This window comes from Komagataeibacter diospyri (assembly GCF_043995075.1).
GTDB classification, from domain to species: Bacteria; Pseudomonadota; Alphaproteobacteria; order Acetobacterales; family Acetobacteraceae; genus Komagataeibacter; species Komagataeibacter diospyri.
In genome coordinates this window covers 180,231-206,403 of the sequence record NZ_CP171836.1, presented here as the reverse complement: position 1 = coordinate 206,403, position 26,173 = coordinate 180,231, and the positions used below count along the sequence as shown (strand labels likewise).

The window sequence follows — 26,173 nt, the reverse complement described above, 5'->3', positions numbered from 1 at the left end:
CAAGCATACAGCCACACAGGCCATATTCGTGGATTTACTGCATGGGGGCAGCCTGTTCCGTTCTGTTCTGATCCCCCGTTACCGGTTCCGGTCCTGTCGATGACTGGCCTGAAGGATATTGTTCATGTTTTTTATGGGTTTTCATATGCTGCCGTTCCGACGTTCCTGTGCCTGACCCATTCTGGTCATGCACAGGCGGAGTGGTAGTGACCGGTTTCCCGGGAGATGAGCGGGGCGTTGCAAACTGTGCATGCGCCGTCAGGGGGAAACTGCAGATCATTACAGCCAGATACAACCACTTCATGTTTGTAGAACAGGACATGAGGACCTCCCGATGATGGAGAACAGGCACCATCACCTGTCACACATTGCTTTGGCCACAAGTCAACGGATACACAGGGAAGATGGTTCCTTTGCAGACACATCCCCTGATGGTGTTGTCACTGGTCCGTACGGCCTGCATCAAACCGTCGCCGTCATTTCAATGAACAGGGTGATGCCTGCAGGGGAGCGCATACGTCATATATTCAGAAACCCTGCGCATCGTCCGGCGACATGGAGCAGCCGGGACGATGTCATGCATGGAGATTGTGACAGAAACAGGCCGCCCGGCCCGGCCGACGGCTGCAATCCCTGCCATGCAGGATCTACCCGATAACAACGCCGTTGCACGTTGCCATGGCAACCGCAGAGTTTCCTGACCCTGACTGCCCTGACTGCCCTGACTGCCCTGACTGCCCTGACTGGAGAAAGCACACATGACCGATGTATCAAGACGTAACTTCATGACGGTCGGGGCGGCTTTCGCCGGTGCAGTCTCCGCCATGGGGACCGGTGTTCACGCGGCCCGTGCCGCAGGGGGCGGAAATGGCTTCATGGCGGCATCTGCAGGCGGGCCGGATGGCCCCGACGGTCCCGGCCCCCACAGACACAGGGCGCCGGGCCTGCAGGGCATCTGCGCATTATGTGAAGTCACGGGCGGCGGACAGAAGGTTTACGGCATTGCAGTAGAATACGATGCCGCGATCGATCCTGCCAGCCTGGCACACGATACATACACCACGTCCGTCTTTCCCGCGGCCCAAGGTTTTTTTGCGGGAATGCCGCAGGAACCTGACAAGAACGATACCACGGCGGCCCCGAAGCGGCGCCCTGTCGCGGCCATATACACCAATGACGAACCGGCGCTCCGTCCCGACAGGAAGAATGTCACCGGCAGGTATGTCATCACGGAGTTCGGGCATGACCCGGACCTGAGCCTGCCTACAACCGACAGCGACAGGGTCGCGCTGACACAGGACCGCAATGTCCGGACAACGGGCGGCGCTATCTACACTGCCAGCAAAACCGTATGGAGCAACACGGGACAACGCGGGAACAGTGTTGTCATTCGTGGTGTCGATGCGTGGGAACAGCATCACTGGTGGTGGGATGACACGCGTTCGGCCTGGCTTGAATACAGCATCTACCTGCCGAAGTCATTTCTGGAAAAAGGTGGGGAAAACAGGGCCTATCCCCTCGTCCTTGCCATAACCCATTCCGGAACCAGTCCGGATGGCACCTGTGCCCAGACGCTGACGGAACAGTGCATTGCCAGTATCTGGAGCCTGCCAGAAGAACAGGACCGGCATGAATGTGTCGTCATCACCCCGCGCTATGAACGCACGACGATGAACGATTACTGGGAACATACGTCCGATGTCGAGAATACCTACAGGCTTGTCGCATCCCTTCTCGGCAACACATGGAACTATGGCAATCCCAATCTGGATGACCGGCGCGACAAGGTCCTGAAGATTGATCCCAGACGGGTTTATTGCACCGGTTGGTCCATGGGGGCCATGACATCGCTGTGGCTGATGGCAAAACATCCGCAGACCTTTGCGGCAGGACTGATTATCGCGGGGCAGCAGCGGCCCGGAGACCTTGTCCCCCTTGCCGGTCAGAAAGTCCTGATCATTACCGGGTCGGAGGATGACAAGGCCACGCCGTGGAATGAAAAATGCGTACCGATCTGGGAACAGGCAGGCGGCAGGGTCGTCCGGCCAGCCGAACGCCTTGATCCCGCCCTCATATTCCCGCTCGACAGCCAGCAGAAACTGACCGATCAGGTCAATGGCTATCTTGCCCCCGACGCCAATATCACCTTCCTGACCTTTGAAGGCGTCGATCACATGGGATCCGCACGAAAATTCTTTTATATCAAGGCAGCACGGGACTGGCTGTTCAGGCAGGTAAAAGCGTGAACATATGTATCGGCGGCATTGCGGGTTCAAAACTGTTACGGAGTTCCATACGCCAGCGAGGATAATATCGGGCCATACCTGAATTTCATGGTCTGACAGCATGAATCTGACACGATCGCATAGGCCATCCGTCGCCCGTTCCGTCTGCCAGTGCAGTTACAATGGACGGCTGCTCACAACCGCTCCAACGTCGATACGCCCTTGATGGCCGGAATATGCATACATGCGTAAGAGATCCTGTAACCAAGGGATCGCGCCCTGCCCGGCCCCACCATGACAGCTATGCGGCAACCATCCATGCGCCACCGATATTCTGAAGGGAAGCCCTCTATACCATGCGGACAGAAATGATACGGTGGACTGTATGAATGATATTAATGACCATCTGCCTGAGTCGACAGCGGTGCAGGCTACTGGCCCACAGCAGCAGCCTGCCCCGTTACAGGCCACCACCCCGCAGTGGCGGCCGCTGCTGCATTATACGCCCCGACGCAACTGGATGAATGACCCCAATGGCCCGTTTTTCCACAAGGGGGTCTATCACCTTTTCTACCAGTACAATCCTGTAGCTCCGGAATGGGGCAATATGTCGTGGGGGCATGCGACCAGCACGGATCTGCTGCATTGGCATGAACAGGATGTGGCCCTGCCGTTCAGTGCGACAAAAGACATCTTTTCCGGAACGGTCGTCGTGGACACCCACAATACGTCCGGGCTTGGCACGCCTGATAACCCGCCGCTGGTTGCATTGTACACCAGCGTTTTCAAGCAAGGCGCGCCCAGGGCGCCCGGTGTGCAGGCCCAGTCCCTTGCCTACAGTCTTGATGATGGCCGGACATGGAAACCCTGCCAGAAGGATCCTGTCCTGACGTTATCACCTGACTCACTCCATTTTCGTGACCCTGGCGTTTTCTGGTACGCACCCGGTGGATACTGGGTCATGGCAACAGTCGTTGCAAATGCACCGGTCGTGAAGCTGTACAAATCATCAAACCTGACAGACTGGACGTTCCTGAGCGATTTCGGGCCTGCAGGTTTTGTCCGGTCGGGCATGTTATGGGAAATGCCGTCACTGTTTCCCCTGCCACTGGATGGAAATCCGGCACAGCAGAAATGGGTGCTGATGCTGGGGGTCAATCCATGGGGCATCGCAGGCGGGTCGGGCAGTCTCTATTTTGTCGGCTCCTTCGATGGCACGACATTCCGGCCGGAAGGACTGCCGCCCAAGGGTTCAGACCCTGCGGCCCATGACTGGCTCGATCACGGGGCGGACCATTATGCCGCCATCCCGTTTGCGGGCCTGCCTGAAAACACACCGCTCACCATCGGCTGGATGGGCAACTGGGATTATGCAGCGCAGGTACCGACATCTCCATGGAAAGGCCAGATGACCCTGCCCATGGATATGGCCCTTCGGACAATTGATGGCCGCCCGCAGCTGTGCCTGGAACCTGACAGGCATTACATGGCACTGGTCGCTGCCCGGCCGGCGCTGTCTTTCGATGGACTGCAGCTTTCCTCCGGACGGCATCTGTTGCCCGACCGTGCGCGTGGTCAGGTTATGGATATCGACATGAGCATGCATATGCACGGCGCGGATCGTGCCGGAATATTCGTACGGGCGACGGCCGATGGCCGCATTGGCACCAGCATTGCGTATGACATGAAAAAGCATGTGCTGGTCATCGACCGGTCACATTCGGGTCTGACTGACTTCTCACCCAAATTCAGTCAGGAACATATCGTCAATATGCCTGCACCCACAGGGGAGGTTTCATTGCATGTCATTGTTGACCGCAACTCGGTGGAAGTTCTGTCACGCAATGGTTCGGTTGTCATAACGGATCTTGTCTTTCCGCCTGCCGATGCCGACCGCATCATCGCTTTTTCCGAAAATGGCATGACCGAATTCTGGCATATGAAAATAACGCTTCTGGACCGCGATCAGGAATAGAACCTGTCCTGTCCCGCAGTTGCCCACAGGGTGTACGGACATCCATCAATGCTGGACAGGACCAGTCAATGCCAGTCCGGTTTCCCGATCGTCCGAAATCGCGGATGACAGGTCATCCAGCCTGACCGGCTGTGAATTCAGGAGAATGGAAAAAGCATGGTGGACCTGACGCGCATCAGTTGCCGACGCACCGTGGCCCGGACCATGACCGGGCTACTGTTTCTGGCCACCGCGATGACCTGCGGCATCACCGGCAGCCATGCAGGGTCCGTGTCCCATTCCCTGGACCAGATCCAGACCGTTGTCGTAATCTTTGCCGAAAACCGCTCCTTTGATAACCTGTACAACGGTTTCCCGGGTGCCGACACGTTTGCGGGCAAACCCCTGTCCCTATTTGCCCAGCGTGACCGGGATGGATCAATACTGCGTGAACTTCCCCCCGTATGGGGTGGTCTGACGGGCCGGGGCGTACCTGAACCGGTTACACAGGCGATGAGCGCCCATCTGCCCAACCAGCCATTCCGTGTCGATGACCCGCAGGGGTTCAACCGTCCCCTCAGCACGCTTACACATGACCTGTGGCACCGGTATTACCAGAACCAGATGCAGATCAACGGCGGTCGTAACGACATGTTTGTTGCATGGGGCGATTCCGGGGCCATGCCCATGAGTTACTGGGATGGCACGCAAATGGAGATGTGGCAGGTCGCGCGCCGATATACCCTTGCCGATCATTTCTTCATGGGGGCATTTGGTGGCTCGTTCCTTAATCACCAGTGGCTGGCCTGTGCCTGCGCCCCGTCTTACCCCCATGCGGATACAAGCCCCGCCCATCCGGTCATTTCCATAGCTGACCCGTCGGGCAGGTCCCTGTCTGTCGCACCCAATTCCCCCCGTTCCGCACTGGATGGCATTCCGAAATTCGTGCGCGATGGCAACCTGACGCCAGATTTCCATGCCGTCAATACGATGCAGCCCCCTTACCAGCCCAGCGAAAACGCCCCGGCGGCGGGACAGGATGCACGTTTTGCCGATCCCATGCAGGCCACCACCCTGCCACCCCAGACGATCCCCACCATGGGTGACCGCCTGAGCGCGAAAGGCATCACATGGGCGTGGTACGCCAGCGCATGGCAGGATGTGCTGGCCCATGGAAACCACTATCCCACGCCCGATTTCCAGTATCACCACCAGCCGTATAACTATTTCCGCAATTATGCCCCCGGTACACAGGCGCGGCAGGCGCACCTGCGCGATGGCGGCCTGGCGGGCGTACGGTTCATTGACGATATCGACCACGGCACGCTGCCGCAGGTCAGTTTCTACAAACCGCAGGGCAACCTGAACGAACATTCCGGCTATGCTGATATCCAGTCCGGGGATCATCACATTGCCGATCTGATCGCCCATCTGGAAAAAAGCCCGCAATGGCCGCATATGCTGGTGGTCGTAACATATGATGAAAATGGCGGGCTGTGGGACCATGTCGCACCGCCCGCAGGCGACCGCTGGGGACCGGGATCACGCATTCCCGCCATCATCATCTCCCCTTACGCACGACGGGGCTATGTGGATCACACGGTACAGGATACGACGTCCATCCTGAAATTCCTGACCGAACGCTTTCACCTGCGCGCTCTCAAGGGTCTTATCGATCGTGAACATGCCATACAGGCCAGCACAGGTCAGCCATTGGGCGACCTGACCAGCGCCCTGCTACTGACACAGGGGCAACAATAAGCTACCTGCCAATCGCTCCCTTCCCGCATGACCGGCTGTCCACCCTGCGGGGACAGCCGGGGCTGACGCAGATATGCATGTTAAAAAACGAAAGTTTTTTGGGTGCAGCCTTTTTGAAAAAGTCTGTATTTCTGAATGCTGGTTGAAAAAAAGCTTCACCAGAAAACTTCCTGATAATTTGCACGATGTTTCACAGACAGGCTTGTCAACCGATCACCTCTTAATCGCCATGTCCCCCATGGGGCGGACATATCCATCCGTCAGGGTTCCAAGAAACGCGACAACGGCATCGATCTCATCGTCGGATAAAGCAGGCTGGTTACCGGGCCGGGGACCAAAGGGTGGATCCATGTTGATATTGGGATGAAAACGCACGGGCAGGTCATCATAGATCCGCACCCTGCCATCCGGCCCGGTTGGGTACCACATCTGTGGCCGGACATCGCGCAACACATAAAAGGCGACGGCCTGCCGCAGGGAATGGATCACGCCGTTATGGAAAAAGACATGTCGCGTCGCCACATTGCGCAACGATGGCGTGCGGAACAGTCCGCAATATTCCGGGTGATCAGACAGATCGGTCCGGTCCGGTCCACATAGCCCCAGGTCGAAATAGGCCGGATTTGCATTCAGGCCGATTGCATAATTACGTGGCACTCCAAGGGCTATCAGCCCATAATCCGTAAACTGGGGCGGCGTACCGTCATGCCCGGTCTGGCTGACATGACATGATGCACAGTTACCCTTATCCACCCGTTCAAACAGGTCCCGCCCCCATGCTTCCTGCGGGGAAAGCCGCGCCCGACCTGCCAGCACCGCATCATATTTGCTGGTATAGGGATAAAAAAGCCCGGGTTCCTGCTGATAGGTGGCCAGGGCTTCCACAATCAGGCCAAACCGGTCATCCGCAGGGATAAGGGCCAGCGCATCCAGACGCGGACCGTAGCCTGCGGCCAGTGCCCGCCGCAGGACAGCCCTCCGGCTGGTATTCGCCATTTCATAGGGCGAAAGCAGCGGGATTTCCCCCTGCCCCCGCGCTGTATCCACCCTGCCATCCCATGTCAGCCCCCCGGTGGGACCATTATCCGGACTTTCGTCGGCTTCATCTTCTGAATCAAAGAAATGTTCGGCAAACTGGGGCACATCCTGCAGATACATAAGCGATGGCACCGCCCGGTGCCCCTGCCGGTGCATGTCCGGGCCACCGTACTGAACCGGCAGGTTATTGGCTGGCGCAAAGGCATGGGCATCATCATGGCAGGAAGAACAGGCCATATGTCCCGATGCCGATAATCGGGCGTCATGAAACAGGTCACGACCGAGCACGCCAAGTGCCTGCGCACGGCTACGGGCCTGAACACGTGACAGCGGTTTCCCCTGCGTCACCTGTGCCGGAGCCGCCATCACCATCATCAGGGCGAAAATGACATACATGCCGCGTAGGGCAATCCTGAACAACTGGGAAACCATGGTGTTCATTTTTCATGCAGATAGATGTGAAATGACCTTACGGCTTGACGCGATCCCATACAATGTTACGTTAAATTAACAACATAGCCAGAAAACCGTTACCAAAACCTGTCTCCCTGCTTCCTGAAGGCGGCTTCATGCATATCCGTGGATGTATTGGTATCATACTTCTGGTGTGCACGGGCATCCTCTTCTCGGCTGATCGCAGGCAGATCAGGCCGCGTATCATCCTTGCCTGCCTTGGGCTTCAGATCGCCATAGGGTTTACTGTCCTGCGCATACCGGCCGGGCGGGCGCTACTGCGCACGGTATCGGACATGGTGACACGCCTGCTGACATACGGAGACGAAGGCGGACGATTCCTGTTTGGCGCGCTGGTCGGGCCGCAGATGAATACGATCTTTCCGGGGGAAGGCTATGTCTTTGCCTTCCAGGTACTGCCATCACTGGTTTATGTCAGCGCCCTGATCGCCATCCTGTACCATTGCGGCATCATGCAGGTCTTCGCACGTGTATCCGGACGCGGGGTACAATGGCTTGCCGGGACATCGCCCGTTGAATCGTTTGGCGCCATCATCACCATCTTTGTCGGGCAAAGCGAACTGCCGGTCGCCCTGGGTCCCTACCTTGCCACCATGGGCGGGACGGAACTGTTCAGCGTGCTGTGCAGTGGTACGGCATCCGTGTCAGGCGCAACGCTGGTCGGATATGTCGGGCTGGGTATTCCGGCGCATTACCTTGTCGCGGCATCCTTCATGGCCATACCCGGTGGGCTGCTTTTTGCCAAGCTGCTTGAACCACGCCCCCCCGGCGCACCCGCCATCCCGCTTTCCACCGGTAATACCGCCTATCACAGTGCTTTTTTTGAAGCCGTCATGGAAGGTGCGCTGAATGGCACGCGCACCGCCATATCAGTCGCCGCCATGCTGGTTGCCTGTATCGGGCTGATCGCGCTGGTCAATGGGATATTGCAGGGGATTGGCGGGACGGTCGGGTGCCCTGCCCTGTCGCTGGAATACCTTATGGGGCTGCTGTTCGCCCCGGTCGCATGGCTGCTTGGCGTGCCAGTAGCCGAATGTGGTACCGTTGGGTCGGTGCTGGGGCTGAAAATGGTGGTCAACGAATTCGTGGCCTATCTTCATCTTGGGCCCGACATACGGGGCGGTGTGCTATCGCCCCGGGCTGCCGCGATTGCGTCATTCGCACTATGTGGCTTTGCCAACCTGAGTTCCATCGGCCTGCTGGTAGCGGCATTCGGCAGCCAGTGCCCTGACCGACGCGAAGAAGTCGCCCGCAGGAGCGCCCGCGCCGTACTGGCAGGCGTGCTATCCAACCTGCTGAGTGCGGCGATAGCTGGTATCATCATCCAGTAATGCCCAACCGCAGATAAGGAATGAAACCCAAGTGGATGTGCAAAAGATCATAATCGACACGGATCCGGGTCAGGATGACGCCATTGCCATCATGATGGCGCTGGCGTCCCCGGATCTGGAAGTCCTTGGGCTATCCACCGTGGCGGGCAACGTACCGGTCAGCCAGACCGCCACGAACGCCTGCAAGATCCTGGAACTGGCGGAACGACCAGATATTCCTGTCCACGCCGGATGCGCCACCCCCCTGCGCCGCACGCCCATCACGGCCGAACACGTGCATGGACGGACTGGCATGGATGGACCGGACCTGCCACAACCGACGCGGCCCCCACAGGCCGGACACGCCGTGGATTTCCTGATTGATACAATCAGGGCCCATCCTGCGGGCAGTATAACCGTAGTCACCCTTGGCCCCATGACCAACCTTGCCGTAGCCCTGATCAAGGCGCCTGACATCGCGCCACGCATCCGGCAGGTTGTCTCCATGGGCGGGGCCTATTCCGAATGTGGGAACATCACCCCCAATGCCGAGTTCAATATATTTGCCGATCCCGATGCGGCGGATATTGTATTGCGCAGGCAGATACCACTGACGCTGGTCCCGCTGGATATCACACATCAATTCCTGATCAGCGCGTCACGTCTGGCCAGCCTGCGTGCGCTGCCCGGACGCTGTGCGCAGGCCGCGGTCAGCATGCTGGGATTTTCCGAACGGTTTGACCTTGAAAAATATGGATGGGATGGCGCCCCCCTGCATGATCCCTGCACCATCGGCTGGCTGCTGGCACCGGACCTGTTTGCAGGCCGCATGGTCAATGTTTCAGTCGAGGTGGACAGCCCCCTCATGCAGGGGGCCACGGCCGTGGACTGGTGGCAAGTGACAGACCGTCCGCACAATGCTCTTTTCCTGCGTGAAGTAGACAGTGCGGCATTATGGAAGGTGGTACTGGCACGGTTAAGCCGCCTGCCCTGATATAGTCACGGGCATGTAACCGGGTAAAACCCGCATGCCCGCATATCCGGTTACAACGTTTTCCTAGGGCCTGTTAGGCCTTGACGTAGTCTACTGTAGCAGCGATGAGGATGACGGAAAGAAAGGACGCGGCTGTCTTTTCGTATCGGGTCGCGACAGCCCGCCACTCCTTGAGCCTTGCCCACAGGTTTTCGACCAGATGCCGGTGTCTGTAAGCCCATTTGGGACAGGCGACTTCCGGATCATTCTTCCTTGGCGGGATGACAGGACGAGATCCCCGGTTCCAGAGATATTCACGGAATTTATGCGAGGCATACCCACGGTCACAGACGACATAGGTCGGTGGGTACGGCAGATCGTCGAGCAAGGAATAAGCGGATGGCAGTTCATGTGCCTGTCCGGGCGACAGTGTGAAGGACAGCGCCCTGCCATGTCCATCCGCGGCTACGCAGACCTTGGTGCCAAAGCCTCCACGTGAGCGGCCAAGCGCCTCACGATCCCTGAGGCATCCTCTGTATCCCCCTTTTTGGCGGCCCCGGCCGCCATGTGATGGGCACGGATCGTCGTGCCATCGAGAAAAACCATGCCGAGGGCCTGATCTTTGCCTTTGACCTTTTCAAAGAGGCGCTGCCACACCCCAAGCTTCGACCAGCGAATGAACAACTGTGCGGCAATCCACCAGGGACCAAACTCAGATGGCAGAGCGCGCCATTTTGCACCGTTCTGATGGCGCCAGAAAATCGCGGATATCGTCCGTCGAAGGTTCTTCGGCGGGGTCTTGCCCTTCGGGCGGACTGCCTCGATCAAAGGCTCCCAGACGGACCATGCGGTATCGGAAAAGACAGACTGCATCATGCTCATCATAAACAGCTATGCAGTCCGTTCTGTCATTCAAGGCCTAACAGGCCCTAATCTTCATACTGAATCCGGCACAAACAGATACCTTTATTATTCTATTATCTATCATAATTTGCGAATTTATCCCGCTCTATTCTGGATATTGGGAACGAAATATAATCCAGCATATCCCGGTTAAAGAACACAGTCCGACGATAACCTTCATACGGCAGCATAATCATGATCGGTTCATCGTCGCCATTTCCACCGTAAGGATAATGCACATCGACAGGAGGCTCGATACATTCGAACAGGTTGTAATCAGTATAAGTAATTTCCCGCCGCCTGTCTGTCGAGAACTGGATCGTCACCGTGTGTGCCAAGGCCATAATCTCATCGGTTTGTGCTGCTCTGGCAACATTTTCAACCGCGACGTTCCGAGGTTTAATTAATCCCTTGGCCACCAGTTCATCGAATTGTCCATCTGTAATCACGATCCGGTCCCGAACCTGCCTGATATCTTTCTGGGCTACAGTCGAATATTGAATTATCTTCGGGAGGATACTGGTTCTGCAGGGCCTCAACGATAGCCCAGTCACTGCTGTCAGGCACCTGGATTGGCGTTGCCTGTTTGTAGTCATTATGACCCGACCCATAGGTATCATGTACCTCACTGGAACAATAAAACTGAGAAATCGCTTTTTTCAATAGTTACGACACGATTAGCCAGATCCTTTATGGCAATGAAATTCTTTTTTACTCTGCAATTCACTATAGGCCTGCACATACACAGCTTCTGAAATTAAAAGCAGCAATGTCATACCGCCACCGCAGAAATGTATTGCGCATTCACCTTAATATTGCAGATCCGGTGACGATTTATTATCATAAAGCGCTACAATTTTTGGCGGATGTCGACCAAGAAATTCCAGTTTGGAGACCTTGAAATGCCTTGCCAGCTTGAAAAGCTGAGGTTTCGGAACTTCTGTCGTGCCCGTTTCCCAGGACTGATATGCTGGCTGTGTTCACACCTGCTGCGCGGGCGGTATGGGCCTGTGTTTCGCCACTTTCGTTCCTTAAATGTTCAGTCTGTTGGTCGTCAATTCGACTATCCATTCTTGTGAAGATGCCTGTCTCGACCGAATCTTTCAGTAAAACAACCAAAACATTAAATAATATTTAAAGATTTACACAAGTAATATTCAGAAACGACCAGTCTATGTCCATTCAACCGTACGACTTAAAAGCAACGATACCCTACTGACAGACCGGCCAGGAAAACCAAGGAATTCAACAAAGGCCCGGTTATGACACGACTGGATCAGGCACCCCGTTTCCACCTGATCCAGCCGGTCTTCAGATATTTATTCAGGGATCGGACTGCTCTGCGGTGTTACCGGCTGGCCCACCATGACTGCCGTCGTGAACGCAGCTGAATCCGGCAGGGATGCATTGACGGTCTGGTCATGGTTCAGTCCCTTGTAGACATGCGCCTGTACAATTGTCCCCGCAGCGCAGGCCGCTTTGACAAGACCCAACTGCAACGGCGGCGGCACATCGCGGTCCAGTTCGCCTATTCCCATGAACAGTGGCTGGGGCAGCTTCATGGTCGGATACTTCATTGCCATCAGGGCTGGCGCAAGCGTCTTTAAAAAATCCGGCTTCAGGGAGTTGCTAAAATTCAGCCCATCCGTCTTCACCTTATCCGTCAGTTCATGCACACATAGACCCGCAGCAGCCTGATAGGCGGGCATCGCTTTCGGGGTAAAAGTGTCTTCCGGTCGGAAACCGGCATCATAGCCCGCAAGACCCTGTGCAAGATACAGGGCATAGACCATGACAGGATTGTAGCCGCCCTTTGCCTGATCCAGCGCGGTCATCTGCTGTAGCAGTTCAGGCGTGATATAAGGCGCACCCGTGGCCACCGTGCCCCGGATATCCAGTTCGGGCGCATAAGCGGGCGCAAACGCCGCCGACGCAAAGGCCGCGCCGCCGCCCTGCGACTGCCCGACAATCATGATCCTGTTCTGCAGTCCCGGAATGCCAGCAAGTGCCGCGCGCACGCCATCCAGAAGGCTGTAGGCCTCTACACGGGTATCGAGATAGGCATGCGTGCCAGGCGTGCCCAGTCCCTGATAATCGGTACCGACCACGGCAAAGCCACGTTTCATCCATTCAGACAGATAGTGACGGTTGCGTTCGGTCCACGGATTGTTGGACGGCGCGCAATGGTCGGCCACCCCCACCGTACCATGGGCCCAGGCAACGATCGGCCAGCCCCCTGCCGGCGGCTTACCCGCAGGCAGGATGACTTCCGCCGTTACGGGAACAAGGCCCCTGCCTGTCACGCCATTCGTTGACAGGTAGGTGATCCGCACGGACCGCCCGGCGTCAGGCAGACTGAAAGACGGTGCCAGTGGTTCAGATGCACTCAGCGTGCCAGGTCTGATCTGGGCAGGGGCGGCATGGGCACCGACCGCCAGGGCAGAGCAACATATACCTGCAAGCAGACCTGCGACTGTAAGGCTGGAACGACGAAAGAGCATGATAAATCCTTTTGCGGTGCGATCTTTCCTTGACCGGCCCTGAAAGTCAAACTTATCAATGACAAGATTCCTCCATGGACCTGTTGTCAAGGATGATGGCGGGCAGGCCGATCATGGAAGTGCAGGTAATGGAACCTCGGAAAGTCCGGAAAAATTACCATCATGGGGATCTGCGGGCCGAGCTCCTCCGTTCGGCCCGTACCCTGCTTGAACAGCAGGGAATCTCCGTCCTTGGCCTGCGCGCCATCACGCGCCATGCTGGAGTCTCCTCGGCTGCTGCCGCGCCGCATTTCGGAAACCTGACGGGCCTGCTGAGCGCGCTTGCGACGACAGGCTATGAAGAACTTGCAGCAGCCCTCGAACCCGTTCTTGAAAAAGGTGCCCATGCAGCCGGTCTGGTCTATGTGCGCTTTGCCATTAACAATCCTGGCCTGTTTACCCTGATGTTCCGAAGTGATGTGATTGACCGGAAAGACCCGATCCTTGCCGCAGCCTCGACCCGGACGTCACTGATGCTTACCCTTCTGATCGATAATCTGAAAGATCACCCGCCACAGCGGACACGTACCGGAACACGTGCGGCCCATTGGGGAAAGGTGCATGGTCTGGCTGTTCTGGCCATTGATGGCTTTCTGGATGTCTTGCTATCCAGTCAGGGAGAATACATGTCGCTTGAAGACCTTCTTGATGACGCCCTGCGATAACGGGTGGAACTGGGAAGCTGTGCTTCAACTCAAAGAAAATCCCAGAATGCAGGCAGTCCCTGCGCAAGTGCGTGGCACGCCATGCCGGGTAACCTGCCATCCTGCCCCATAGCCCATCGACAGCGTAATGCTGGATGGAAGCCGGTGGTTTCGCAGCATTGGCATCCGAACAAAACCAATGGCAGCCATTTCGGACAGCCCAATGGGGGCACCCGGCCAGGGCCGGTGGCCAGATATGACGGGTTCAAACGCGAACCGGGGTCAAAGCGACATATGGCCGCAGGCATGCAGGGCCACCTGCTGGCTCCGCATGTCAGTCCGTCGGAATGATCGCATGAGGCGGACGTCTTTCCGCCGCCATATCCCTTTCAATTACTCGCGGTTATATCCTGCAATACGTCGAAACCCTCGAATACCGGTGGACCAATTGTCAGGACCGTGCCCCTGCCTGCCTGTGCATGGGCCTGCCGGAACTGTTCCGACTGCGTCCATGCGCCAAATGCAGCATGGGACACCCATACGGTGTGCGATGCGTAAAGAACGTGATCCTCATGTGCCGGTCCACGCAGGAACTGGAAACTGACGAAGCCGGGTACGGTCCTGAGCAGCACGTCGCGGGCCAGCCAGCGTTGTTCGAATTCCTTTACGCAGTCGGGTTTTACCCGGAAGCGGTTCATGGCGATGTACATATGTCTGTTTCCTCGTTAATATTATCATGGGGAAGAATGAAAGGTCTGGCCGTTCTTGCGTGGAAGTGGACACAGTTTTTCCCAAGCCCGAAAATGGCGCAGGCCAGATCCTGCGTCAGGACGGATTCAGGCGGCCCCTGCGCATGGACCATACCCTGCGCCACCACCACCAGGCGGTCGGCACAGGCAGCGGCCCAGTTCAGGTCATGCAATACGACAACAACACCCCCGCCCCGGGCTGCATGCTGGCGTGCCAGTTGCAGGACGAGCACCTGATGGGCAGGATCCTGCGCTGAAATCGGCTCATCAAGCAGGAGAAAACCGGGGGCCGCCCCCCTGACCCGGGCCGCTTCCAGTTGCATCAGGACACGGGCGAGATGGGCACGCTGGCGTTCACCGCCAGACAGGGTCATCATCTGCCGTTCGGCCAGCCGCTCCAGCCCGACCTCGCGCACCAGCATGTTGGCCAGGGCAGCCTGCTGCTCCATGCCCAGCCCATTGGCCGATATCCCGCCCCCCATCATGACCATCTGGCGCACCAGAAACTGGCCTGCGGCCTCACTGTCCTGCGTCAGCATTGCACGCTGCGTGGCGAGATGACGGTGAGACATGGCTGCAAGCGGTCTGCCATCCAGCACCACCTGCCCACCTGTGGGCGCGGACAGCCCGCAGGCAAGGCGCAGCAGGGAACTCTTGCCCGCGCCATTGGGACCGATAACGGCCGTGACCTGTCCCCTGCCAAATGACAGGGTGATGTCACGCAGGATTTCGTGCCCTCCCTGTCGCCATGTTACGTGTCGTAATTCCAGTGTCATCACGAAACACCCGTGCGGTGACTACGTGCCAGCAGCCAGACAAAAGCCGGTGTGCCCAGCAGCGCCGTCACGATACCAACCGGTATCTCTGCCGGGCTGGCCAGCGTGCGGGCCATGGTATCAGCCCCCGTCAGCAGCGTTGCGCCAAGGATGGCGCTGGCGGGCAGCACGACCCGATGGTCAGGCCCCACCATAAGCCGTACCAGATGTGGTACGACTACCCCAACGAAACCAATCGCCCCCACCAGAGATACGGTCGGGCCGGTGGCGCAGGCCACAGCCAGCATCGACAGGCTTTTGATCCGTTCAACCGGATACCCCATCAACTGTGCATTATGCTCGTTAAGCAGCATGACATTCAACGGTGTGGCAAGATGGATTGCAAGGCCACCGGCAACCAGCAGGAAAGGCACCAGCAGGCCAACACCGCTCCACGTCGCGCCTGAAAAGCTGCCCATTGTCCAGAATGTCAGGTCACGCAGGGCTGTATCGTCCGCCCGGAAAATCAGGATACCGGTCAGCGCGCCGGAAAACGCACCAAAGGCCACACCCGCCAGCAGCATGGCGGTAATTGACGTAACACCGCCGCGCGTGGCGAAAAAATAGAGAAGCCCCATACCCGCGAAACTGCCCGCAATGCCCGCGCATGGGATCGCCCACATGCCAAGCCCCGTTACCCATTGCCATGCTCCCCCCAGAACAATGACGCAGGCCGTCGCCAGCGCCGCGGCAGACGAAACCCCTGCCAGCCCGGGATCAGCCAGCGGATTGCGAAACAGCCCCTGCATGATCGTACCGGCAACCGCCAGCGCCGCCCCGGTCAGGCAGGCCATGGCAATACGGGGGCCCCGGATGCCCCACAGCACCAGATGTGCCGCCTGTCCCTGCGCCCCGGTAGCATAATGCCATAGATCACGCAGGTGAACCGTGGTCGCCCCGGTATCAAGCGCAAGAAGCATGGTCAGCACCAGCATGGCTGGCAGAGCGCACAGAAGCCAGAACGCGCGAAAGCCCCTTTCCCTCATGCGGGCATGCCAATGCCCTGAAGGCGATGAGCCAGTTCCAGCGCCGCGTCAGGTGTACGCGGGCCAAAGCCCAGCAGACGCTCCCCCTCCATGCCGATGATTGCATGGCTTTTGCCTGCTGGCGTCAGCCGGAAGCCAGCATTGCCAAGCAGAGCCGTCCGGACCTGTGGCGCATCCTGTTCCATGGTCAGCACGGCATCCGGGCGCAGGTCGATCAGGGCTTCCTGGTCGAGTATCCTGTACCCCCCGAACGTTGCAGGATTGGCACCACCCGCCAGACGGATCACGGCATCCGCCGCAGTATTCGTACCTGCTACCATCGGGCGATTATTGTTCATGCGCATGATAAACAGCACCCGTCTGGTAACCGGATGCGCCGCGCGCCACTGCGCCAGCATATCGAAACGCTGCGCTATGTCCGCGCACAGCTGCGCACCTGCCGTTTTTGCATCCATCAGGTCTGCCAGAAAGCGCGTACGGGCCAATATGGCCTCTTCGGACGGTGTGGCGTCGACAAACACCACCGGTACGGCAGATGCCATCAACTGATCCAGAACCGGTGGCGGTCCGCTATCGTTCATGGCCAGGATCAGGTCAGGCTGAAGCGAAAGAATCCCTTCGGCAGACAGGGCGCGCATGTAGCCTACAGATTTTTTTTCATGCAAGGCCCGTTCGGGCCATGTTGCGGTCATATCGACCGCGATGATGCGCCGGTCCATACCCAGCGCATATAATGTTTCCGTGATGGTGCCGCCAATACTTGCAATACGCCTTGCCGGACCGACCTTTACGCGCCGCCCCCGGCAATCCGTGATCATGTCGCCTTCACACCCCCGACCCGGGCGTGGTGCGATCAGCATGGCGCCGGCAAGCAGGCTGACAAACATCCGGCGTCCCATATCCATCCGGTTGAAGCCCACAGGATTATCGGTCATCAGAACTCGATCCTTGCGGTTACCTTGAAGGAGCGGCCGGGCTGCGTGTAATACCGCTCCGAAAGGGAACTGGACGACTGACCATAGGGCAGCGAGGCGGCGTTGTAATAAGCCTTGTCAAAGATGTTGTACATACCCGCCTGTATGCGTAGTGGACGGTAGAATGTGGGGCTGTACCAGCCTGTCAGGTCAAAAATGACGTAACCGGGCGTTTTCCACTGGTTCTGTAATGATCCCGTGGTCGTCAGGTATTTGGCGTCATCACGTGAGGTGGCGAATGTGCCCGACAGGTCGGTGCCCCAGTTATCCCTCTTGTAGCCAAAGCCGATGATCCCGCGGAAGGGTGCGACCGAACTGAGATGGAAGTTCATGTCGGTATCGCGCCCATCGGAATAGGCAAACGAACCCCATGCGTGCCAGTGCCGGTCAAACGCCCAGTTGACACTTGCCTCCACGCCATAGATGCGCACATGCGCCAGGTTGGTGTAGCCATAACACAGGTAATACCCCGTGCAGCCACTGACCCCTTCCATATCGATGAAATTGTTGTAGTGGTTATCATAGAACGAAATATTGGCCCCGCGTTCGGAGTTGCCGTATTTCATGCCCACTTCCCATCCCCTGCTGCTTTCAGGCTTGAGATTGGGATTGCCGGTGACCTGATAGAACGGTGGCGTGCTGTAGTTCAGGTATTCTTCCGTGGCCGATGGCGCGCGGTAGGCTTCGGAATACTGTCCATACAGGGTCAGGTCATGGGCCACACGGGCTTCCACCAGCACCTTGGGTGAGAAGTGCGAGCCATGGGCACCGTGTGGCAGGCCGCCATAGCCCGCATTCGCCATGTAGGATGTAGTATTGTGCGGGTCACGCTGGAAGTAATCGAAACGGAAGCCCGGCGTGATATGGAACCACTCATTGCGACCGATGCCAATGCGGTCCTGAACGATGGCACCCATATCCGTGCCATGGACCTTCGGCATGTCGGAGAAATTGTCGTGCAGGTAGGGGCTGGAGACCGCCTGCTGCCCGGTCTGGGTCTGGTAGGTATCCGTCAGGAAGACTTCGCCGCCATAGGTGATCTTGTGGTGCAGCGGGCCGGTAAAGATGTTGTTTGTCGCTGACCCGGTAACACCATAGGACTGCACGGGCAGGCTCAGATGTTCATGGGTATAGGTCGAGGCGTTGGCGGAATCCCGGTTGGTGATGTCGGTATCGGTCTTTATGCTCTGCCAGTAGGCTAGGAAATGCGCCTCGCTGAACAGGGCCGTCGGGCTATCGGCCTGATAGTCGTAATTGGCTGATACGCGGGAGCGCTGGTTTTCGCTGCGGGTGTAGTAGCGGTCGGTTGCCGTGGTTTCGGAAGTTTTGGTTTCCTCGTTATAATTGCGGTCATACCATTCCCCCGTCAGGCCGATCCTGTGGCCGCCGGCAAAATAATGCCGGACCTTGCCCAGAAAATTGCCGACCTGATAGGAAGCAGGATCTTTCATTGTCCGGGTCCGGCCATAGCCGCCTATGTCACCACGGTTGCCGGTTTCGCTGCCATTCTGGTAGCCACCCTGCAACAGGAACACAGTGTTCTTGTAACGCGCCGCAAAAGCCTGATTGAGCAGTGCGGCCTCGCTTGCGCCATTATAGGTCAGCTTGGTCAGGCCGCCGAAATTCCTGCCTGGCTTGAGAATGTCCTCCGGGTCCAGCGTGCGCAGGGCAATCACGCCGCCCAGTGACCCGGTGCCGAAAAAGCTGGAATCCGCACTTTTGACAACATCAATCGCGCCAAGTGAATTGAAATCGAAATCACTCACGCCCCCCTGCGCGGTATTGAAACTTCCAGCATAGGCGCCATCGTTCGCCCATGGCATGCGCACGCCGTCAATCGTCGTCAGGATCCGGTTCTGGTCCAGACCACGGATATTGATGCTGGAATTTCCATTACTGTAATTTACAGCGGCATCCACACGCCGCGAGTAATCTTCCAGACTGTCAATCTGCCGGTCCCGGAAGGTTTTGTAGGTTGTGGTGGTGGTCAGGACCGCCGGTTTGCCCACTTCGCTATGATCCTTGTCCGGATCAAATTTCATCAGGTCGATGATGTCTGTCGTGCCCTGCACCTTTACAGGCGAAAGCTTGATGGGGGCCGCTGGTGACAGGGAAACCTGCGCCAGGGACGGAGACTGTTTTGCGGCTATGGCTGCAGATGTTGCCGTATCCGTTGCCGACGGTGTGGCAAAGGCAGGCGGAAACCAGGCACAGGCCAGGACTGTGGTGGCAAGCATGTGACGGCGACGTGGCTGCCGTCGTCGGAATAAAAGCTTTATCATCATTCACCGTCGATAATGAGAATCATTATCATGACGATAAGCGCACAAATCTCATCGTGGCAAGGATTTTATTGCGCCTGATTCTTAGTTGCATTAATAAGGGAATAGTGGTTTCCAGCAGAAGATGCCTGCCTGACGCAAGCATCCAGCCAATGTCCCCCAAGTATAAAATTGTAACAGGAGAAAAATCATGACTTCGTTAAGCGACAGGAACATTCACACACCCCTGTCAGGCTATCTGCGCGAGGCAACACAGCAGGAGCACGACGCGGTTAATCATGCCGTCATGTCAGGCGGGATGTTTACGGATGCCACGGGCTATCGGGCTTTTGTTCTGCTACAGTACCTGTTCCACCGCGATATCAGCCCGTTATATGACAACCAGGATCTGGCGCACATCGTGCCGGACCTGGCTGCAAGAAACAGATTCAGGCAGGTCTCGGCTGACATGGCGGATCTGGGTGTCGCCCTGCCAGCTTCAGGCGCGCCACCTGGCATAACGGACCCCTCTACCGCCATTGGATGGCTGTATGTGGCGGAAGGATCAAAACTCGGCGCCAATTTTTTGATCAAACTTGCTGGAAAAATGGGATTTAACGAAAATTCCGGCGCCCGGCACCTGGCACCGGACCCGATGGGACGTGGCCCTTCATGGGCCGCGTTCCGCAAGGCAATGGATAACGCACAGCTTGATCCGGAACGCTGCGTTCAGGGCGCACGGGACAGCTATGCCCGCGTAAAGAGCTATATTCCGGTGTTGAAACACCCGGCAGACACCGTTCCATCTGGCCCTGCGCACCACGGAACGCACGCACATCACACCGATGCGTCAGGCGGAAGTGGCCGGACAGTAAAGTGGTATTGAATACTGCCGGAGCTACCCCCGCCGATATCAGTGATAACCGGCGCATGCCGCGCAACTGCCCACGCTGCCATATGATCAGTTCTGGTGAAGGTAGAATTCAACCGGAACGGTCAGCGTAATGGTCTCCCCCGCCACACTGTCAGGCGGGACAGGTAGCGGCTGGGCGCGGCTGGGCAGCGCCACGGCTTCCTGATCCAGCATGGGATGACCGGAACTGCTGGCCAGCATGACCGAGACGACGTGCCCCCTGCGGTCCATGGAAAAGGTCACGGTGGGCACGCCTTCCTGCTGGCGGCTCATCGCGGCCGAGGGGTAGCGCCTGAACTTTTCCAGCCGCGCCAGCAACGCGCCCTGCCACGTAGCCGGATCATGTGCGGCATGGACCGGAGAAGCCCCCGGCGCAGGTGCCTCCAGCGTCGGGGTGGATGATGCTTCGGTGGACGGGGGGGAAGTAGTAACGTCAGCCGGCGGCGTCCTGTCCGGCACCGGTTTTTTCTGTAGTAGGGCCGACTTTGTCATCTTTTTATATATTTTGCGCTTTTCTTCCCTGGGCACGGGAACCGGCGGATCTGGCTTGGGCGCGGGGGGCGCCATGATCTCTGGCGGCGGGTCCGGTTGGGAATCGGGCATGGACAGCGTCTGTCTGGGGCCGGGGGGCACATCCGTGAGCGGAACCGGGGATGAGACCGGTTCAGGGGCCATGTCAATGGCGATGGCGATGGCTGCAGGCGGCGGTTCCGACACCACCACGGGCGGGGACGGCTGGCGCATGACCCACGTCACCGCGCCACCGGTCACAGCCATTACCACAAGGAACGACAGTCCCCAGCGGATGGCATCCACCCGCCGGGCCAGTCGTTTCTGGCTGTATCGCCATTGCGTAAACGACGCTACGGTAGGATCACCAGCCGGGGGCATTGTGCCAGCCGCATAACTCATGACACATCTCCTGCCGCGCTGCCTGTCATGGGGCGCTGACTATATCTGATGGCACCATAGCAGCCGCAGGGGCATGACCTTCTTCCCGCCCCTGCAGGTTGACCAGTGCGACCTTGAGATAACCGGCAGCGCGCAGTCTATCCATCACCCCCATCAATGTGCCGTAATCCACCGTCCTGTCGGCGCGCAGGAAAACGCGCTCGTTCTTATTACCCCTGCTGGCGGTTTCCAGTGCGGCTGCAAGCCCATCCATCGTAATGTCATCCTCGCCAAGAGCGAGGTTATGATCGGCTTTTACGGTCAGGAATACCGGGGCATCCGGGCGTGGCGTCGGCTTTTCGGTCGAAGACGGCAGGTCCACCGGAACGTTGACCGTGGTCAACGGAGCCGTAACCATGAAAATGACCAGCAGCACCAGCATCACATCGATGAACGGCGTGACGTTGATCTCACTGGCTTCATGCGGACTTTCATCTGCGTGGCGGATATGAATGGCCATGAATGCGTCCTCTATTCCGCCGCTGCAAGGGCATCGTGCCGCTGTTGGGCAAGGCGCACGATATTGTCCTGTCCCATGCGCATCTGCGTCCGGCCCAGATCGCGTGAGACCAGACGCATGACCAATGCCGTCAGGTCCGCCACCTGTGCGCGGCATGATGCCGTCTGACGGGCAAGGTGGTTGTAGATCACCACCGCCGGAATGGCCGCGACCAGACCAAGGGCAGTCGCCAGCAGGGCTTCGGCAATGCCAGGGGCTACTACGGCAAGGCTCGTCGCCCTGCTCGCCGCGATGCCGGTAAAGGACGTCATGATGCCCCAGACCGTGCCGAACAGGCCAATGAATGGCGATGTTGCGCCGATGGTGGCCAGAACCCCGGTACCACGCACGAGGCGACGCCCTTCGGCCGCTTCCAGCCGTTCGAGGTGGAGTACGATGCGTTCCTTCAGCCCCTCACCATCATCCGGGATGTCGGCGGAACGTCTGCGCTCGGTTTCTGCCGCCATGACCAGTGTATGGGCGATGGATGCGTTCTCACGGGTCCATTCCTCGCCCAGATCCAGCGTATTGGCCTCTTCCAGCGCTTTTTCAGCCTTGCTGAGTTTGTGCCGCACACGCAGCAGTTCAGCCGACTTGGCGATGAAGATGGTCCATGTCAGCAGCGAAGCTGCCGCCAGCAGGATCATTACGCAGCGGACGACGGGACCAGCGTTGAGGAACATCCCCCATGGGGAAAACGAAATCGGGGTCATGAGTGACCTCCTTCAGCAGGCAGGTTGCCACGCCATGCCCATGGAAAGCTGGCGATCGGCACGATAAGGAAAAAGGAACGGAGCCCCCGAAACAGGCCCAGCCGAATGTCCTGCTGGTCTACCGATACTGACAGATGGCCGAAGGCAGTCATCATGTCCGGCACGATCAGGACAGGGTGCCCCCGCCTTCGCTACCCGCACGTCCATTCTGGTATCGGGCATGCCCGATGGCAGAACCTGATACAGCGGGTCGTCATCTCTGAAGAACGTGTCGAATATCTGCCTGGAAAACAGCATCGGCAATCCGGTTTATGCACATGGCCAGAAGACAGGAAGTGCAGATAAGGCTGGTTCATTGATCGACGATGGACCAGCGGTGAAGGATATGGGGGGTCATGTGACCTGATGAATTAATAATGCGCGTGAGAATGAATCGCAAATTAATTTTGCATAGGCCCCAGCCCGTTCCTTTGCGCTGCATCCCTGAATGCCCTGAAAAGGAAATCTTGTGGGGCACCATGCCCCTGCAGTGCAGGCTTTCCACGAAAATCCGTTGCGGATCAGATATACAATCGCGCTTATGACGCGATAATCATCAGCCGTATCTGGTGTTCAGTCAGTAAAAAACACTTCACTTACAGCCCTGTTCTGTCACGACTGCCTGTAAGTCATCAATCAGACCCCGATGCCATAAACCAGCATGCCCGAAACCTTGCCTGACAAAGCAGTCGAACAACCAGTTCAACCCCTTTGCCTTCGTTATCAGACCAGTCCTGCCGCAATGAACAACCGTGCATGACGCACCGATCAGACAGTTGCCCGTCCTGCCGCCCCCTGCATCCATCCATTCCCCGCATCCAAGGATTCTCACAGTGACAGGTTACGGCGTGGATCATCTCCGCGCCGCTTTCCGGCCCGCGTGACAGGCAGGGGACAGGCCATGGGAAAAAGACGATCAGCCGCCGTAGAAGACTTTCTCGCCCAGATCCTTCATGTGCAGGACGGCTTCATCGGGGCGGCCTGCGATTTCGTGGTTGATGTGCACGTTCGTGACTTCGGCCACAAAAGTATGATGGTCGCCCAGTTCCACGACATGACGCACCTTCAGTTCGACTGCCGCCGGGACGCTGGTCAGGATGGGAGCGCCATTCGCGGCCCAGCGAACATCCTGTCCGCCCAGCTTGCCATTGGCGTATTCGGCAGGCTTGAAGAATGCAAAGGCCAGACCACCCTGCCCCTTGCCCAGAATGTTCAGCACCAGATCGCCGCTTTTTCGCGCGGTGGCATAAACAGCGGAATCCGTCTTGATGCCAAGTGCCAGAAGCGGTGGGGCAAAGCTGGTCTGGGTTACCCAGTTGATCGTGGCGGACGCGATGGCGGTTTCTTTCGTTCCAGCCGTCAGCACATAGAGACCGTAAGGGATCATCCGCAGCGCGGTTTTCCTGGCCTGTTCATCCATGATGCTTTTTCCTTTGCAGTGTTGGCGTCCAAGAATGACGCGGCGGAACGGCATATGTCCAGAAGGCGGTCGGGAATGGCTGACCATCATTATGGTGTATTGCCCCAGATGGCTGCGGCTGCCGACCATGTCCGCCATGGACCCTTTTGTGGAAGATGCACGGATGGCTTAGAATAAGGAGGGCAGGCATGGTCCAGCATTGCGCGGAACGTGGCATTGAACGGCCAGCAGGAAATATCTGTAATATCATGATCAAATCAGGGTATGTTTGCACCGGTCAGGTTGTCATGGTCAGGGCACCTGGGCACGGCTGTTCTGTGAGAATGCTGCGAATTCTGCCCTCAATCTGCCGGACAGTCCCCGTTCAGGGATGGCCTGAGTGATGTCATATCCGACGCCATGCCGGTTATTGACCGGCTTTTCCTGACACAGTTTTGGAATGGGGCCCGATGCGGGACAACTGGCAACAGATATCGTGATGGGACGGAAAGTGGTCATGGATGCTGCCCTGTTCCGTTTCCCCTGTTTTGCAGATGGCAAATCAATCCGCCTGATCGACGGATTTTGAAAAAAAGGGAAAACCATCGCAGGCCGCCTGTCCCCGCGTTGACGCGGTGCGGCATCCCCCGTAAAAGTCCGCGTCCCAGACCCGCGAAGCCCAAACCGGCGTAGCCTTTGATCTAGCGCCGGAGGCGCCGCCTTACCATGTCTATGACTTTTGCCGATCTTTCCCTGACGCCGCTCCTGCTCAATGCATTGGCTGAGGAAGGGTACACCAACCCTACCCCCATTCAGGCCCGGTCGATCCCATTGCTGCTGGAAGGCCGCGACCTGCTGGGCATGGCCCAGACCGGCACGGGCAAGACCGCCGCTTTTGCACTGCCCCTGCTGCACCGTCTTGCCGCAACACCGCGCCCGGCCCCCACAGGGGGCGCCCGCGTGCTGGTGCTGGCCCCCACGCGCGAACTGGTTTCGCAAATCGCCGATGGTTTCGAAAGCTTCGGTCGCCAGATGCAGCCCAGCGTGACAACGATTTTTGGCGGTGTCAGCCAGTTTCACCAGATTAATGCGCTCCGGGCTGGCGTGGACATCATCGTGGCCACGCCGGGACGGTTGCTGGATCTGATCGATCAGGGCCTGTGCGATCTGTCACAGCTTGAGGCATTAGTGCTGGACGAAGCCGACCAGATGCTCGATATGGGTTTTGCCAAGCCGATCGAACGTATTGTCGCGGCACTGCCGGAAGATCGGCACACATTGCTGTTTTCGGCAACGATGCCGAAATCCATCACCACACTGGCCGAGCGCCTGCTGCGCGATCCGGCAAAGGTCGAGATTACCCCACCCTCGACCACCGTTGACCGGATCGAGCAGTCGGTCATGTTTGTCGATGCAGCCGACAAGAAGGCAGCCCTGCTGGAACTGCTACGGACGCCAGGGATGGGTCAGGCCGTGGTCTTTACCCTGCAGAAGAATATTGCCAACGAAGTCTGTGCCTTTATCACCGCGGCAGGCATCACGGCGGAAGCCCTGCACGGCAACAGGTCGCAGGGCCAGCGCGAACGTGCGCTGGATGCCTTCCGCTCTGGCGCGGCGCAGGTTCTGGTGGCGACGGATATCGCAGCACGTGGCATTGACGTCGATACGGTGACGCATGTTTTCAACCACGACCTGCCCAGCCTGCCGGAAAGCTATGTTCACCGCATAGGCCGCACCGGTCGTGCTGGCCGCACCGGTTTCGCCATAACACTGTGCGATGCCGAACAGCGTGCCTGGCTACGTGATGTGGAGCGCGAAATCGGCCGTACCCTGACCGTGCAGGCCGACCACCCATGGCATTCGGAAGCGGCACGGAATTCGACCATGCGTGCCCCCGTACTGGGTGGTGGGCCGGTCAAGCAGGTCAAACCGCAGAAAAAGCGTGAGCGGAAAGTCTGGACCGAGGAAGAAAAGAACGCGGCCCGGGCCGCCGCCAGAGCTGCTGCAGAAACAGCCTGATCCCACAGCACAGGCGAATGTGTTCCTGAAGGG

At 58.0% G+C, this 26,173-nt stretch carries 21 protein-coding genes; 8 read left to right on the top strand and 13 right to left on the bottom strand.

The window, feature by feature from the left end:
* The first annotated feature begins 758 nt into the window (after positions 1–758).
* The 3 genes from ACE2AA_RS00985 (at position 759) to ACE2AA_RS00975 (ending at position 5,940) form a co-directional block, all read left to right on the top strand.
* Entirely contained in the window at positions 759–2,246 is a 1,488-nt protein-coding gene (locus tag ACE2AA_RS00985; RefSeq protein WP_395370692.1) for a prolyl oligopeptidase family serine peptidase, read from the top strand.
* Between the two features lie 364 nt (positions 2,247–2,610).
* Entirely contained in the window at positions 2,611–4,200 is a 1,590-nt protein-coding gene (locus ACE2AA_RS00980) for a glycoside hydrolase family 32 protein (RefSeq protein WP_395370691.1), read from the top strand.
* A gap of 234 nt (positions 4,201–4,434) precedes the next feature.
* Positions 4,435–5,940, top strand: coding sequence for an acid phosphatase (locus tag ACE2AA_RS00975; RefSeq protein ID WP_395372071.1), 1,506 nt, complete (start codon positions 4,435–4,437; stop codon positions 5,938–5,940).
* 213 nt (positions 5,941–6,153) lie between these two features.
* Here the strand turns inward: ACE2AA_RS00975 and ACE2AA_RS00970 are convergent, their stop codons facing one another.
* Positions 6,154–7,419: a cytochrome-c peroxidase gene (locus tag ACE2AA_RS00970; protein ID WP_395370690.1), complete on the bottom strand. Its 1,266-nt coding sequence runs from the start codon at positions 7,417–7,419 to the stop codon at positions 6,154–6,156.
* Between the two features lie 128 nt (positions 7,420–7,547).
* On the opposite strand from ACE2AA_RS00970, the gene ACE2AA_RS00965 reads away from it, so the two are divergent.
* Together ACE2AA_RS00965 and ACE2AA_RS00960 are read left to right on the top strand one after the other, a co-directional pair.
* On the top strand, positions 7,548–8,783 hold the full coding sequence (locus ACE2AA_RS00965; protein ID WP_395370689.1) for a NupC/NupG family nucleoside CNT transporter: 1,236 nt from the start codon (positions 7,548–7,550) through the stop codon (positions 8,781–8,783).
* 31 nt (positions 8,784–8,814) lie between these two features.
* Positions 8,815–9,756: a nucleoside hydrolase gene (locus ACE2AA_RS00960; protein WP_395370687.1), complete on the top strand. Its 942-nt coding sequence runs from the start codon at positions 8,815–8,817 to the stop codon at positions 9,754–9,756.
* A 73-nt stretch (positions 9,757–9,829) separates the two neighbouring features.
* On the opposite strand, the gene ACE2AA_RS00955 is transcribed toward ACE2AA_RS00960, so the two are convergent.
* The 3 genes from ACE2AA_RS00955 to ACE2AA_RS00945 form a co-directional block, all read right to left on the bottom strand.
* Positions 9,830–10,608, bottom strand: a protein-coding gene (locus ACE2AA_RS00955) for an IS5 family transposase (protein ID WP_395372069.1) whose coding sequence is annotated in 2 segments (ribosomal slippage) — positions 9,830–10,267 and positions 10,270–10,608 — 777 coding nt in all. Because the reading frame shifts where the segments join, the coding sequence is not laid out codon by codon here.
* A gap of 104 nt (positions 10,609–10,712) precedes the next feature.
* Positions 10,713–11,087: a hypothetical protein gene (locus ACE2AA_RS00950; protein WP_395370686.1), complete on the bottom strand. Its 375-nt coding sequence runs from the start codon at positions 11,085–11,087 to the stop codon at positions 10,713–10,715.
* A gap of 870 nt (positions 11,088–11,957) precedes the next feature.
* On the bottom strand, positions 11,958–13,139 hold the full coding sequence (locus ACE2AA_RS00945; RefSeq protein ID WP_395370685.1) for an alpha/beta hydrolase family protein: 1,182 nt from the start codon (positions 13,137–13,139) through the stop codon (positions 11,958–11,960).
* 128 nt (positions 13,140–13,267) lie between these two features.
* On the opposite strand from ACE2AA_RS00945, the gene ACE2AA_RS00940 reads away from it, so the two are divergent.
* Positions 13,268–13,843, top strand: a complete 576-nt coding sequence (locus ACE2AA_RS00940; RefSeq protein ID WP_395372067.1) for a TetR/AcrR family transcriptional regulator — start codon at positions 13,268–13,270, stop codon at positions 13,841–13,843.
* A 368-nt stretch (positions 13,844–14,211) separates the two neighbouring features.
* Here ACE2AA_RS00940 and ACE2AA_RS00935 read toward each other — a convergent pair whose 3' ends face one another.
* Genes ACE2AA_RS00935 through ACE2AA_RS00915 form a run of 5 tightly spaced genes read right to left on the bottom strand, consistent with a single transcriptional unit; the run spans position 14,212 to position 19,583 of the window.
* Positions 14,212–14,532, bottom strand: coding sequence for an antibiotic biosynthesis monooxygenase (locus ACE2AA_RS00935; RefSeq protein ID WP_141260057.1), 321 nt, complete (start codon positions 14,530–14,532; stop codon positions 14,212–14,214).
* Entirely contained in the window at positions 14,517–15,347 is an 831-nt protein-coding gene (locus tag ACE2AA_RS00930) for an ATP-binding cassette domain-containing protein (protein WP_395370684.1), read from the bottom strand. The genes ACE2AA_RS00935 and ACE2AA_RS00930 overlap by 16 nt, the downstream gene beginning before the upstream one ends.
* Positions 15,347–16,372: a FecCD family ABC transporter permease gene (locus ACE2AA_RS00925; protein ID WP_395370683.1), complete on the bottom strand. Its 1,026-nt coding sequence runs from the start codon at positions 16,370–16,372 to the stop codon at positions 15,347–15,349. The genes ACE2AA_RS00930 and ACE2AA_RS00925 overlap by 1 nt, the downstream gene beginning before the upstream one ends.
* Positions 16,369–17,307 carry a hemin ABC transporter substrate-binding protein gene (locus ACE2AA_RS00920; protein ID WP_395370682.1) on the bottom strand — a complete coding sequence of 313 codons (939 nt, stop codon included), beginning with the start codon at positions 17,305–17,307 and terminating at the stop codon, positions 16,369–16,371. The genes ACE2AA_RS00925 and ACE2AA_RS00920 overlap by 4 nt, the downstream gene beginning before the upstream one ends.
* Positions 17,307–19,583, bottom strand: coding sequence for a TonB-dependent hemoglobin/transferrin/lactoferrin family receptor (locus ACE2AA_RS00915; RefSeq protein ID WP_395370681.1), 2,277 nt, complete (start codon positions 19,581–19,583; stop codon positions 17,307–17,309). Before ACE2AA_RS00915 ends, ACE2AA_RS00920 begins: the two co-directional genes overlap by 1 nt.
* A gap of 235 nt (positions 19,584–19,818) precedes the next feature.
* Between ACE2AA_RS00915 and ACE2AA_RS00910 the strand changes: the two genes are divergently transcribed.
* Positions 19,819–20,493, top strand: a complete 675-nt coding sequence (locus tag ACE2AA_RS00910; RefSeq protein WP_395370680.1) for a biliverdin-producing heme oxygenase — start codon at positions 19,819–19,821, stop codon at positions 20,491–20,493.
* Positions 20,494–20,568: 75 nt separating this feature from the next.
* On the opposite strand, the gene ACE2AA_RS00905 is transcribed toward ACE2AA_RS00910, so the two are convergent.
* From ACE2AA_RS00905 to ACE2AA_RS00890, 4 genes are all read right to left on the bottom strand, one after another.
* Positions 20,569–21,432, bottom strand: coding sequence for an energy transducer TonB (locus ACE2AA_RS00905; RefSeq protein ID WP_395370679.1), 864 nt, complete (start codon positions 21,430–21,432; stop codon positions 20,569–20,571).
* A gap of 25 nt (positions 21,433–21,457) precedes the next feature.
* The gene (gene exbD, locus ACE2AA_RS00900; RefSeq protein WP_141260052.1) at positions 21,458–21,931 is read right to left on the bottom strand and encodes a TonB system transport protein ExbD; all 474 of its coding nucleotides are present in this window, start codon (positions 21,929–21,931) and stop codon (positions 21,458–21,460) included.
* Between the two features lie 11 nt (positions 21,932–21,942).
* The gene (gene exbB, locus ACE2AA_RS00895; RefSeq protein ID WP_141298711.1) at positions 21,943–22,683 is read right to left on the bottom strand and encodes a tonB-system energizer ExbB; all 741 of its coding nucleotides are present in this window, start codon (positions 22,681–22,683) and stop codon (positions 21,943–21,945) included.
* A gap of 955 nt (positions 22,684–23,638) precedes the next feature.
* Positions 23,639–24,142 carry a flavin reductase family protein gene (locus ACE2AA_RS00890; protein ID WP_141260050.1) on the bottom strand — a complete coding sequence of 168 codons (504 nt, stop codon included), beginning with the start codon at positions 24,140–24,142 and terminating at the stop codon, positions 23,639–23,641.
* A 705-nt stretch (positions 24,143–24,847) separates the two neighbouring features.
* Here ACE2AA_RS00890 and ACE2AA_RS00885 point away from each other — a divergent pair.
* Positions 24,848–26,140: a DEAD/DEAH box helicase gene (locus tag ACE2AA_RS00885; RefSeq protein ID WP_141260049.1), complete on the top strand. Its 1,293-nt coding sequence runs from the start codon at positions 24,848–24,850 to the stop codon at positions 26,138–26,140.
* Positions 26,141–26,173: the final 33 nt, after the last annotated feature.

Bases quoted from the DNA above. Each gene is read 5' to 3' on its own strand.
- ACE2AA_RS00985 (WP_395370692.1), top strand. From the start codon at position 759: ATGACCGATGTATCAAGACGTAACTTCATGACGGTCGGGGCGGCTTTC.
- ACE2AA_RS00980 (WP_395370691.1), top strand. From the start codon at position 2,611: ATGAATGATATTAATGACCATCTGCCTGAGTCGACAGCGGTGCAGGCT.
- ACE2AA_RS00975 (WP_395372071.1), top strand. From the start codon at position 4,435: ATGACCTGCGGCATCACCGGCAGCCATGCAGGGTCCGTGTCCCATTCC.
- ACE2AA_RS00970 (WP_395370690.1), bottom strand. From the start codon at position 7,419: ATGAACACCATGGTTTCCCAGTTGTTCAGGATTGCCCTACGCGGCATG.
- ACE2AA_RS00965 (WP_395370689.1), top strand. From the start codon at position 7,548: ATGCATATCCGTGGATGTATTGGTATCATACTTCTGGTGTGCACGGGC.
- ACE2AA_RS00945 (WP_395370685.1), bottom strand. From the start codon at position 13,139: ATGCTCTTTCGTCGTTCCAGCCTTACAGTCGCAGGTCTGCTTGCAGGT.
- ACE2AA_RS00940 (WP_395372067.1), top strand. From the start codon at position 13,268: ATGGAACCTCGGAAAGTCCGGAAAAATTACCATCATGGGGATCTGCGG.
- ACE2AA_RS00935 (WP_141260057.1), bottom strand. From the start codon at position 14,532: ATGTACATCGCCATGAACCGCTTCCGGGTAAAACCCGACTGCGTAAAG.
- ACE2AA_RS00930 (WP_395370684.1), bottom strand. From the start codon at position 15,347: ATGACACTGGAATTACGACACGTAACATGGCGACAGGGAGGGCACGAA.
- ACE2AA_RS00925 (WP_395370683.1), bottom strand. From the start codon at position 16,372: ATGAGGGAAAGGGGCTTTCGCGCGTTCTGGCTTCTGTGCGCTCTGCCA.
- ACE2AA_RS00920 (WP_395370682.1), bottom strand. From the start codon at position 17,307: ATGACCGATAATCCTGTGGGCTTCAACCGGATGGATATGGGACGCCGG.
- ACE2AA_RS00915 (WP_395370681.1), bottom strand. From the start codon at position 19,583: ATGCTTGCCACCACAGTCCTGGCCTGTGCCTGGTTTCCGCCTGCCTTT.
- ACE2AA_RS00910 (WP_395370680.1), top strand. From the start codon at position 19,819: ATGACTTCGTTAAGCGACAGGAACATTCACACACCCCTGTCAGGCTAT.
- ACE2AA_RS00905 (WP_395370679.1), bottom strand. From the start codon at position 21,432: ATGAGTTATGCGGCTGGCACAATGCCCCCGGCTGGTGATCCTACCGTA.
- exbD (WP_141260052.1), bottom strand. From the start codon at position 21,931: ATGGCCATTCATATCCGCCACGCAGATGAAAGTCCGCATGAAGCCAGT.
- exbB (WP_141298711.1), bottom strand. From the start codon at position 22,683: ATGACCCCGATTTCGTTTTCCCCATGGGGGATGTTCCTCAACGCTGGT.
- ACE2AA_RS00890 (WP_141260050.1), bottom strand. From the start codon at position 24,142: ATGGATGAACAGGCCAGGAAAACCGCGCTGCGGATGATCCCTTACGGT.
- ACE2AA_RS00885 (WP_141260049.1), top strand. From the start codon at position 24,848: ATGTCTATGACTTTTGCCGATCTTTCCCTGACGCCGCTCCTGCTCAAT.